Raw genomic sequence first — 10878 nt, forward strand, 5'->3', positions numbered from 1 at the left:
ACCTCCAACTTTCACCCCAGTAATAGTTCAACACCCACGACACCCCTCCTGCAAAGAGAGGACCCAGGGCTTCGCTGCTACTGGGTCTTGTTGTCCTTAGTGTTACCAATATGTTATAGTTTGGATATTAGAATACAAATTTGCCAACTATGAGGTGAATCCCGGTGAACTTCCTTCGCGCCGTCAAGAAGAAGCCCATTCCCCAACAGTTACAGGATCAGTTCCCCTTCAACCTGCCGGTAGTGCAGCTCCTTGACTCCCTGGAAACTGACTGCCCCGTAACCATCTTCGTCGGTGACAACGGCTCCGGTAAGTCAACGCTTTTGGAAGCCATGGCCATAGCCGCCAACTTAGTTACTATCGGCAGCGAAGATCTCAACACCGATCCGACGCTGGCCAACCACCGCCAATTTGCTCAGTATCTGCAGATGGTGTGGAACCGGCGACCGCAACGGGGCTTCTTCCTCCGAGCCGAGGATTTTTTTCGGTTTTACCAGGCGATTGGCCCAGGAGCGAGCAGCGATGCTCGAGGAACTAGAGGCCGTTGATGCTCGATACCAAGGCCGTTCCCAGCTGGCCTTGACCCTGGCCCGAGCCCCCTATCGCAAGTCCTTGTATGCTTGGGAAGAACGTTACGGCACCGATCTTGACGCCAATTCCCATGGCGAAACCTTTCTTAAGGTATTTCAAGCCCGATTTGTTCCAGGGGGATTGTATCTCCTCGATGAACCAGAAACGCCCCTTTCCTTCAATGGGGAATTAGCCTTCATGGGTCTACTATCGGAAATGGTGCAGCAGGACAGCCAGTTTATCATTGCCACCCATTCTCCCCTGCTGATGGCCTATCCCAATGCCAAAATCTACAGCTTTGACTCCCTTCCACCCCAGGTCACTGCCTTCGACGACGTGGACTCCGTTCGACTCACCCGAGACTTTCTCAATAATCCAGACCGGTTTTTCCGCTACCTGCTCGAGAGGTAGTTCACCTGCGGGACCGAAAGTGCGGTGACCAAATAGGAGCAAAGTCCATATAATGCAGTGAAGTTAACTACCTTGTCACCCTTTGGGAGGTGTAGCTTTGCTGCAGATCTATGAAATCAGGCCTGGAGACAGCCTATGGGCCATCGCCCAAAGATTTGGCGTCCCGCTGCAGAGAATAATCGATTTGAACGACCCACCATATCTCGATCGCTTGACTCCGGGGCAGACTCTCCTGATCCCGACGGAGGATGAGCCGCAGCCACCAACCTTTGAGTACACCGTACAGCCGGGAGATACTCTGTGGGCCATCAGCCGCCGCTTTGGCGTCACTATTGAGGATATCCTCAGCCTTAACGACATACCGGACCCCAGTCGCATCTTCCCCGGCCAAGTGCTGATCATTCCCGGAGCGGCACCACCCCCGGAGCCAACCACCTACGTGGTTCAGCCGGGGGACACTCTTTGGTCTATCAGCCAAAGGTTTGGAGTTTCCCTCTCCGATCTTATCGAACTCAACGACCTAGCCGATCCCAGTTTGATTTACCCGGGACAGACCCTGCTGATTCCCCCAAGGGACACTCCCGCTCCCACGCCGCCACCGGTCCCCGGAGGCGACGGCTATCCGGCAATTGTCAACGGATATATCACCGCCCAGGGCGCGCCGGACCGAGAACGGGTTAATCAAATCGGCTATGCCCTCAGCTATTTGTCGATCTTCAGCTATACATTCCAACCCGATGGAACCTTAAACACCATCAATGACCGACCGGCCATTGAAGCTGCTTTGGCTCAAGGGATCGGACCCTTGCTGACTTTAACCAATATCGTCGGGGCAGGCTTCAATTCCCAGCGGGCCCATGAGATTCTCAACAACCCAGAGGCTCAGCAGAATCTCATCGAGCAACTGGTAACGGAGATGCTGACCCGGGGCTATGTCGGAATCAACATTGACTTTGAGTACGTATTTCCCGAAGATCGGGAACCCTTCAATCAGTTCATGCGTAACCTGAGGGCGGCTCTAGAGCCCGAAGGACTCCTGCTGACCAGCGCTCTCGCTCCCAAGGTCAGCGCCGACCAAGTAGGTCTTCTCTACGAAGCCCACGATTACCCTGCCCACGGGGAAATCGCTGACTATGTGGTCTTAATGACCTATGAATGGGGTTGGCAAGGAGGACCACCCATGGCCATTGCCCCCCTGAACCAAGTAAGAAGGGTATTGGATTACGCGGTTACCGAAATTCCCCCGGAGAAAATCTGGATGGGAGTTCCTGTCTATGCCCGAGATTGGGCCATTCCCTGGGTGCAGGGAACCCGAGCTCGCACCTTCTCCGTCCAGGAAGCAGTCCGGCAAACCATCGATCAAGGAGTGCCTATCCAGTACGACGAAGTGGCCCAATCCCCCTTTTACCGTTATACCATCGACGGGCAAGAGCGAGAGGTTTGGCTAGAGGATGCCCGCAGTATCGAGGCCAAACTGGAGACCGCAGAAGAGTATCAACTAGCCGGCATCAGCCTGTGGAATGTCTACGGCATGTTCCCGCAGTTATGGCCCCTGCTGGCGGATCGCCTCCAGATCCAAAAGCCCGCGTTGCCATAGAGGGGCACAAAGAACCATTAGATAAGGCAGAGGGCCTATAGCCTTCTGCCTTAGTTTTCTTACACCTCTTCCCAATAATCCCGCATTGTCTTGAGATAATGGGGGTAGATCAGTTCCGGTTCCTCCAGCTCTGGGTGCCACTGTTTTTCCCACTCAAGAGACAACCAGCCGGCGTATCCGTTATCCTTCAACAGCTTGAGAACAGCCTTAACCGGTACGTCGCCTTCGCCGATGCGACAGTACTGGAAGTCCTCCTTAGTCCCCCGGGAATCCTTCCAATGGGTGTGGGCGACGTAGGAACCTAACCGCTCCCAGGTTTCTTCCGGCTGCTCACCAAAGAAGCGATAGGGATGGTGGATGTCCCATAAAACCTTGACTTCATCCCGCTGGACCAGAGTCATTACTTCGAGGATATCCTCGCTGCGGGAAAAGTCGCCGTGGGTTTCCTGCAGCACGGTAACCCCTGTTCCCCGGGCGTAGTCAGCCAGTTTGACCAAGGCTCCGGCCACCTGCTCTACGATCTTGGGCCGCAGGTCCGGCGATGGAATTCTGTCCCCGAAGACTCTAATATAGGGGCAACCTAGCTCAGCAGCTAAATCGATGTGGGCTTTGCCTAGATCGATATTGGCCGCCACCCCGTCGGTGTCATCAAAGCGACAGGAAGTTCCCAAACAGCAGACGGTTAGACCCAAATCCCCCAGCTGAGCCTTGGTCTGGGACAGATTCGACGGCAGAAAGGGACGAGCCTTGGGCAGGTTCATCTCACCTTCGACGCCCCGAATCTCAATGCCGTCGTAACCCATCCCCTGGGCCTGCTCAAGGGTGTGTTCCCAAGTCCAATTGGGATTACCCAAAGTTGTAAAGGATATTTTCATTGCTGTGGCGCTCTCCCCTTGGCCTCAGGAAAACGCCTTCCTCCCTCCCAAACAAGTTGTTAGCCTTCTTAATATGTTATTGGCTCTCCCTTAGCCTCCTTCTTTCTCGCCCCTGGAGGGACCTCCGTTGCCGGAGAATCCCACTGCAGGATTCTGCTTCTGATATCGCAAACTAAGATGACATGTAGACTGTCGAAGGAGTAGTTAAATTGCCTAAGAAAAGAAAGAAGAGGAATAGATCCCAAAGCGATCTGCTCTATCAGTTCCGGGGCTTGGTACTCGATGAATTTCAACGCCAAGCCGTCTGGTACCTGCGCAAGGACACCTCTCTCCTGGTCTGTGCCCCCACAGGTACCGGAAAAACTCTGATCGCAGACTACTTAGTAGATATGACCCTAAAGGCAGGGGGAAGATTGATCTATACCGCGCCCATCAAAGCGCTGGTTAACCAGAAATTCCAGGAGTTTTCCCGCCAGTTTGGCCGGGACCAGGTGGGGATTGTCACCGGGGATGTCTCTGAAAACAACAATGCCAGTCTGGTAGTAATGACCACGGAAGTCCTGCGGAACATGTTGATGCAAGACAGACTACCCGATGGACTAGGCTGGGTTGTTTTCGATGAAATCCACTACCTGGACCATCCAGAAAGGGGTACTGTGTGGGAAGAGGCGATCTTGTTGCTGCCAAAATCCGTGGGGATTCTGGGACTATCGGCGACGATCCCTAATGCCACCGAGATCGCTAACTGGATAGAAAGGGTGCATCGACCCATTGCCGTGGTCAGTCATGATCAGCGGGCCGTTCCCCTGCAGCACCTGTACTTCACCGGGGATAACCAGCCCGTCACCCACAGGGAGTTGGTGGCCCACTTTGCCTCCGATGAATTTGATCCCAAGGCAGGCACCATCCCGGTGGAGGACCGGTATTGGGAACGGGGTTGGCACCAGTCCTTTGGCAGCTCCCACCACCTGGATTTGATCAACTACGTCATTGGCCAGCGTCTCTTGCCCTGCCTGTACTTTGTCTTTAGTCGCCGGGGATGTGAAGCCAGGGCCGAGCAGCTAGCCCGTTCCGTCAATTTCCTCAAGCCCCAGGAAAAGCGAGCCGTGGAAGTTACCGTGCGCCGAACTATCCAGGATCGGGGTATCAATCGCGACGATATCCCCAACTTGAATCAGCTGCAAGCCCAATGGTCCCGGGGAATTGGAGTGCACCACGCCGGCCTTCTTCCCATTGTCAAGGAAATCGTGGAAGAGCTCCTGTCCCGACGGCTGCTGCGGGTACTCTACGTGACGGAGACCTTTGCCGTAGGTGTCAATATGCCGGTGAAGTGTGTCTGTTTTGATTCCCTCTACAAATTCGATGGCAAGCGGCGACGGCTGTTGACCCAACAGGAATACTTCCAAATGGCTGGACGGGCGGGAAGACGGGGTCTGGATCGGCAAGGTACGGTAATTACCCTGGTCAACGACTCCGAAGTCCAGGGAGCAGCCCTACCGGATTGGGAGGATACCAAACTGGAAGCCATCACCAGCAAGGTAGCCCTACGTTTTAATACAGTAGTTAATCTCTTGGCTCGATTTACTCCCAGTGAAATCGAAGCTCTCTTTGCCAACACCCTGGCGGCCTATCAATATCGCCAAGGCGACCACATTTCAGCCAGCGGCGAGCTGGACCCCGTCACCCTGCTCAAGGAAGACTTTGACGGAAAGCTAGCGCTGTTAAGGGAGCTCAACTTCGTATCGGACCAGAAACTCACCCCTCGAGGCGAGACCTGTCGCGGGATTTTCGTCCAAGAAATCCTGGTCACAGAGCTATTGTTCCAAGGGGTATTGAATCGGCTCAAGCCCGAAGAAATCTGTTCCCTCTTGGCGGCCATCGTCTACGAAAGAAAACCGGAAGACCAGTTGCGTCAAACGAAGGCTCAAAACTGGCTGCCGGCGGTATCGCTGGTCATCGATCGTATCCGGCAGGCAGACCACCTGCGCCAACTGCAAGCAGAGATCTCCATTCAACCGCAAATTGGTCAAGTGGTGGCCGATTGGGCCCGAGGCATGTCGATGCGCAACCTGTTGAAGCAATACCCGATCTCGGAAGGGGACTTTGTCAGTGTGTGCCGCAAAGCCATCGACCTGGCCCGACAGATTCAAGGGGCCCTGCCTGCCGACGGGGCCGATATCCACAAGAAGTTATCGGTGTGTATCGCCAAGCTGGACCGAGATGTGGTACAAGTCCACCTCTAAGACCACACTGATCACAGCTGGCACAGCTGGAGCACCTCCTCGGCCTCCCTTTGGGTTTCACAGGAAAGGCTCAGATACAACCCTTCCGGCTTTAGCTCCTGCAGCAGCCAGGGGATGTTTTCCTTCCGAACACCATTGAGGACCAAGTTTTTCCCGGCGGCCTGGATTCGGTGGTAGATTGGCAGCCACTTGCGGCTATCCACGGGAGCTTCTCCATCACCGGGGACCCACTGGATTCCCGTCAATTCCGGGATAGCCAGGATCAGATCCAGATGGGGTATCTGCCCGGGGCCATCGAGGTGATAGATGGACAGCTGTAACCTGTGACACTGATACTCCAAGTCCGGCAGGACAAACTCAGCAAACATCTGAGGCGAAATCATAGCAGAAAAATCACATTGAACCGGATACCAGGTATCCTCGCACCACAGCCCCAGCCAAGCCGAGGAGCCTGGTTGTACCCGGCGAATTTGTTCGTCGAGGAGTTCGTAGTATTGATGCCAAACCTCAAGGATCCGCCGGCTGTAATCCCTAACGGCATCGGGATGATCGATAAGGTCCATCAGCAGCGCACTGGTACCCCGCAGAGAAGCCACGATATCCAAGGGACCGCCCAGGTCTGTAGTTCCGACGATATATCGATCCCTCCCGTCTTCTATCGCAGTCTGGGCTAGTTCCTGGGTAAGTTGCCACCAGGGATTACCCTCATCCACCGCCACCGGGGGTGGTTCCTCCCAATCGGCAATCAGCGGATCCTGATCAAACCAAACCGTTGACTCAGCAAAGACCGGCTCAACTCCTAGGTAAGTAGCCATAATCCCCGGCCCCAAATTGATCCACCACAGAGGCAAGGCCTCTCCGCCATAGAAGGTCTGGGCAAAGATTGCCTCATGCTTCAGCCGCAGGTACTCTGGATCGGTCCACATTCGCCGCCAGTCAGTACCAATCTCGGGTACCGGTTCGTGGGGAAGGGGTTGATCCCGGGGTGCCTTGACCGCGACCACCACCCGATCGATTACCTCATGCTCCCACCAAGCTTCCCAGCGCCTTTGACTCTCTTCCCAATCTCCTTTGAAATACATAGTAGGACTCCTCCATACCTAGGGAAATCAGTCACACATTCCCCACGGCAGGAAGGAGTCCTTTCAATATGACACCTTACAATAACTTTTCGCCGGCAGCTATCGCCGCCAGACCCTCGGGATCGAGAATCTCCACTCGCCTGCGATCCACATTGATGATGTCAAACTCCCGCAAACGGGCAAAGGTGCGGGACAGGGTTTCTGAAATAGTCCCCAAACTACTGGCCAGAGCACTTTTGGGGATACTCAAGTTTACGACATTACTGTGTTGCTCCTTCGATTGCACCAGCAAATACCTTGCCAGCCGGGCTGAAACTTCCTTCAGCGATAAATCTTCTATCACATCGGCAAAGTGCCTCAGACGCTGAGACAAAGTGGCCAACATGTTCATCGCCAGCTGGGGTTGACGAAAAATCAACTCCTCAAACCCCTCCCGGGAAAAATACAGTAGGACAGCTGGGCCCAGGGTCTGGGCATTGGCAGGATACCTCTTCCCGGAGAAAACCGGCACTTCCCCGATGGGTTCTCCATCACCAAAGACATGGAGAACATGCTCCTTACCATCGGGGGACAACTTAAACACCTTGACTAATCCGGAAACCACGATATAAAACCCGGTGGCCAGCTCTCCCTCCCGCACCACGCTCTCACCCTTATCAAAGCGAAGGGGGCGGGCCAGCTGGACCAAGGGAGTCAAATCCGGCTCTTGAAGGCCGGCAAAGAGCGGGCTTTCCTGCAACACCTGCCTGATCTCATCGGCAGTCAGTAAAGTTTGATCTAATCTACTCACCAACGACCTTCCTTGCTATCGGTAAAATCTTTTCCTTGTTAGGCAAACACCGAAAAATACTTCCGGAAAAAGCCCTCCACATCAACATCCAGCGCGACGTAATGGCGCTTGCCGGGCTCCGCCGGCTCTATGGGAGAGGCAAACTCAATCTCGGTGGAATCCCAATAGGTGTACCCCTGAAGTCGCTGGCTCACTAATTCCACCGAGACCACACCCCGGCGATACTTACAGATGTCGGGTTCGAAAATAGATACTGCCGCCAGGGGATCATGAAAGGTCAGGACGGAGGTGTTCCGGAACCAGACCTCTGCCATATCCCGCACCACATCCAACAGTCCCCCAGCAAAGCGGCGATTGACTTCGGCAGCTTCCAGGCGCACCTGGGTGGTAACATCCAGACCAATGGAGACATGAATGGGTACCGGAGCATTATACAGAATCGCAGTGGCATGGGGATCCCCAATCGCGTTCCACTCTAGGGGACCGGCCATCGGTCGATTGGTAAAGACACCGCCCATCACTACCAACTGCTTCAGCTTCCCTGCAGTCTCTGGATAGGTGGCAAAGAGCAGACCCACATTGGTGAAGGGGCCAACAGCCAGAAGAGTGACCTCACCGGGACGGGATTCAATGACGTCTCGCATAAACTCAATGGCGGTATTTTCGGGAAAACTCTCCCGGTGGGGCCAGTTGACCAGCTTCTCCTTCTGCGGTGCCGCCTTCTGCTTTAGAGGAATCAGAAGAGGATTTTCCGTCCCACTGTGAATGGGAATATCATCCCGACCTGCCGCCTTGCACAGGGCACTGGCCAGCTTGGCTCTCTCAACAGCCTCACCGGTAACGGTGGTGATTCCCACCAGTTCACAACGGGGTTCACTGAGAAGATAGGCCAAACAGGCTGCATCGTCGATATCCGAACCAATGTCAGTGTCAAACAGAACTGGGATCTTCTCTTGAGACATCCATCCACACTCCTATACTTGGCCGCTTCCCGTCGCGGGACCGATTGGTCCGCAAAGACAATTTGCCAAGGGCCAATAAACTTGTGTACACTGATAGAACAGAGTTTCTGCAATCATCCTGACAAACCCTGCCCTAGGAGGTTGAATGTCGTGTTGCCAGCTCGGGTTTCCCTCACTGTCCCCGGCCCTGTACAGGAACTGTGCGCCACTTTGCACAGGGCCGGTTATCAAGCTTACATCGTTGGCGGTGCCGTTCGGGATGCGATCCTGGGTCGGGACGTCCAGGACTGGGACGTGACCACCGACTGCCTTCCCGACGAAGTAGCCACCTTGTTTTCCAAGGTAATCGCTACCGGTGCCAAGTACGGGACCGTTACCGTGATCATCCAGGGGCTGGCCATCGAGGTAACTACCATGCGCCAGGACGGCACCTACCGGGATCATCGCCGCCCCGAGGAGGTTATCTTCAGCCGAGACATCCGCCAAGACCTGGCTCGCAGGGATTTTACCATCAATGCCATTGCCTACTCACCCCTGACCCGGGAGGTAATCGATCCCTACAAGGGTATCAGGGACTTGCGGAGGAAGAGACTGCGCACCGTAGGTGACCCCCACCGCCGCTTTGCGGAAGACGGCCTACGGATCATGCGGTTGTTTCGCTTTGCTTCCACCCTGGGCTTTGCTCCCACTCGGGCTACCCTGAAGGCAGTGCAAGCCCCGTTGCTGCAGCCCATCAGTCGAGAGAGAATTGCTGCGGAGCTGGCTAAGCTCCTTTTGGGAAGTAACCTGCGTTCCACGCTGCGCTCAATGTACCGCTATGGGGTTCTAGAAGAGATAATTCCAGAATTGTTGGAGGGCGAGGGCATCGGCCAGGGAGCAATGCATCGCTACGATGTCTTGGGGCACAATTTGGAAACTGCAGCCTGCATTGAACCAAAGCTTCATCTGCGCCTTGCTGCCCTGCTCCACGACGTAGCCAAGCCCCGCTGTATGAGCACCGATGCCAAGGGAATTCACTTCTACGGACACGATGTCGAGGGTGCGGCTCTGGCCGGCGAGATCCTGCGTCGCCTTCGCTTTGATAATAAGACTATAAACAAAGTCACCCATCTGATTCGCTGGCACATGTTCAATCTCCACGGCTTTTCCTCGGATAGAGCTATCCGCCGTCTCATCAGCAAGGTTGGTCAAGACAATATCCATGACCTACTGCTTCTGAGAAAGGCAGACATTGCCGCTTCGGCCACCGATATGCATCAAGGGTTACAGGCCTGGCTGCAGCTGAGAAACCGAGTAGAAGAGGCCCTGGCCATGCAATCTGCCTTTGGTCTTCGGGATCTGGCCATCGACGGGAGAGACGTAATGCAACTGGTGGGAATCCGTCCCGGGCCCCAGGTGGGAAGGATTTTAGAACAGCTCCTCAACGCGGTGCTGGCCGAACCGTCTCTAAACAATAGGGAAGATCTATCCAGGCTGGCCCTAGGGCTAGCCCAGCAAGCAGAGTCCGCGGAATCTGTCAAGTAGGTAACCCCACCGATAATAGCGAATAAATTCCTTTATTGCACTTGTTGCCATCAACTTGCGAAGGGACTGAATTTTGCTTATGCCTAATAAGTATCGGAAGGGAGGTGTCAAGTCAGAACACACTATCATCCCTGGACTCGGCAGTCTGCTGAGAACCATCGCCCTTTGTCCCCATATCCACTCCATCACTCCAGGGAGAATCTCCCGGCGGACCTCATCGGAGAAGTCCCAACCCCATCTGGAATTTCAGTACTTTCAGGAAACGGGCCTCAAACTGATCGGCAAGTCCGGAACGGCAGTCCAAGAGGTTTTCGTGGTCTCCAGCAACGGCGAAAAGGCATACCAGTGGCTCGTTGACCACAACTTTCTTCAGTTGCCCACCAAGAAAAAGCAGACCTCCCAGACCAATCGCAAGAGTCGACCCAGCAAGGGAAAGGGCAAGCCAAAGCGCCACCGGCAGCTGACCGAGGCTTCCCCGATGACAGTTGAGCGCTACTATCGGCAACTGCGCAAGAGCGACGATCTATCGGCCCTAACGGAGGAACAGAAGCAAAAGTTGGAGCAGTACAAAAAAAAGCTTGAGCAAGAACAGCAATCCGCTGGTCCTGTCAAGCCACAAAGAGCTTCGGCCCGACCCAAGGCCAGGACTAAAGCGCAGGCCAAAGCTAAGACTAGGGGCAAATCCGGGGCTTGGGCGCAAGGACATACCGACAACGAGTTGGCCCAATGGCTGCAGGATGCCGACGCCATGGGTGAGGAACATTGGCAAGATCTGCTGCGCAAATTCACTCGAAATGATGATTAAGAAGAAGGAACTCCGGTCA

The 10878-nt window shown here is 54.8% G+C and carries 10 protein-coding genes; 6 read left to right on the top strand and 4 right to left on the bottom strand.

The genetic code is table 11. The features are described 5' to 3' along the window. Positions 1-164: 164 nt before the first annotated feature. The 3 genes from GX030_07900 (at position 165) to GX030_07910 (ending at position 2578) form a co-directional block, all read left to right on the top strand. Positions 165-548 carry an AAA family ATPase gene (locus tag GX030_07900; protein ID NLV92299.1) on the top strand — a complete coding sequence of 128 codons (384 nt, stop codon included), beginning with the start codon at positions 165-167 and terminating at the stop codon, positions 546-548. Then, the gene (locus GX030_07905; protein ID NLV92300.1) at positions 523-981 is read left to right on the top strand and encodes a hypothetical protein; all 459 of its coding nucleotides are present in this window, start codon (positions 523-525) and stop codon (positions 979-981) included. Before GX030_07900 ends, GX030_07905 begins: the two co-directional genes overlap by 26 nt. Before the next feature lie 100 nt (positions 982-1081). Next, positions 1082-2578, top strand: coding sequence for a LysM peptidoglycan-binding domain-containing protein (locus GX030_07910; GenBank protein ID NLV92301.1), 1497 nt, complete (start codon positions 1082-1084; stop codon positions 2576-2578). A 59-nt stretch (positions 2579-2637) separates the two neighbouring features. Here GX030_07910 and GX030_07915 read toward each other — a convergent pair whose 3' ends face one another. Continuing rightward, entirely contained in the window at positions 2638-3453 is an 816-nt protein-coding gene (locus tag GX030_07915; protein NLV92302.1) for a sugar phosphate isomerase/epimerase, read from the bottom strand. Between the two features lie 209 nt (positions 3454-3662). On the opposite strand from GX030_07915, the gene GX030_07920 reads away from it, so the two are divergent. Next, on the top strand, positions 3663-5696 hold the full coding sequence (locus tag GX030_07920; GenBank protein ID NLV92303.1) for a DEAD/DEAH box helicase: 2034 nt from the start codon (positions 3663-3665) through the stop codon (positions 5694-5696). A gap of 11 nt (positions 5697-5707) precedes the next feature. On the opposite strand, the gene GX030_07925 is transcribed toward GX030_07920, so the two are convergent. The 3 genes from GX030_07925 to GX030_07935 form a co-directional block, all read right to left on the bottom strand. After that, on the bottom strand, positions 5708-6778 hold the full coding sequence (locus tag GX030_07925; protein ID NLV92304.1) for a hypothetical protein: 1071 nt from the start codon (positions 6776-6778) through the stop codon (positions 5708-5710). A gap of 76 nt (positions 6779-6854) precedes the next feature. Next, complete coding sequence (locus GX030_07930) at positions 6855-7529, bottom strand: Crp/Fnr family transcriptional regulator (GenBank protein ID NLV92305.1); 675 nt, start codon at positions 7527-7529, stop codon at positions 6855-6857. Positions 7530-7606: 77 nt separating this feature from the next. Continuing rightward, positions 7607-8530 (bottom strand): nucleoside hydrolase, encoded by a 924-nt coding sequence (locus tag GX030_07935; GenBank protein ID NLV92306.1) that lies wholly within the window; start codon positions 8528-8530, stop codon positions 7607-7609. Between the two features lie 150 nt (positions 8531-8680). Here GX030_07935 and GX030_07940 point away from each other — a divergent pair, with 150 nt between their 5' ends. After that, positions 8681-10054 carry an HD domain-containing protein gene (locus GX030_07940; protein ID NLV92307.1) on the top strand — a complete coding sequence of 458 codons (1374 nt, stop codon included), beginning with the start codon at positions 8681-8683 and terminating at the stop codon, positions 10052-10054. Between the two features lie 73 nt (positions 10055-10127). Continuing rightward, entirely contained in the window at positions 10128-10859 is a 732-nt protein-coding gene (locus GX030_07945; GenBank protein NLV92308.1) for a hypothetical protein, read from the top strand. Positions 10860-10878 lie beyond the last annotated feature (19 nt).

This window comes from Bacillota bacterium (assembly GCA_012727955.1).
Lineage (GTDB): Bacteria > Bacillota > Limnochordia > DTU087 > JAAYGB01 > JAAYGB01.

Coding starts and splice junctions, on each gene's coding strand:
- GX030_07905 (NLV92300.1), top strand. CDS start 523: ATGCTCGAGGAACTAGAGGCCGTTGATGCTCGATACCAAGGCCGTTCC.
- GX030_07915 (NLV92302.1), bottom strand. CDS start 3,453: ATGAAAATATCCTTTACAACTTTGGGTAATCCCAATTGGACTTGGGAA.
- GX030_07925 (NLV92304.1), bottom strand. CDS start 6,778: ATGTATTTCAAAGGAGATTGGGAAGAGAGTCAAAGGCGCTGGGAAGCT.
- GX030_07935 (NLV92306.1), bottom strand. CDS start 8,530: ATGTCTCAAGAGAAGATCCCAGTTCTGTTTGACACTGACATTGGTTCG.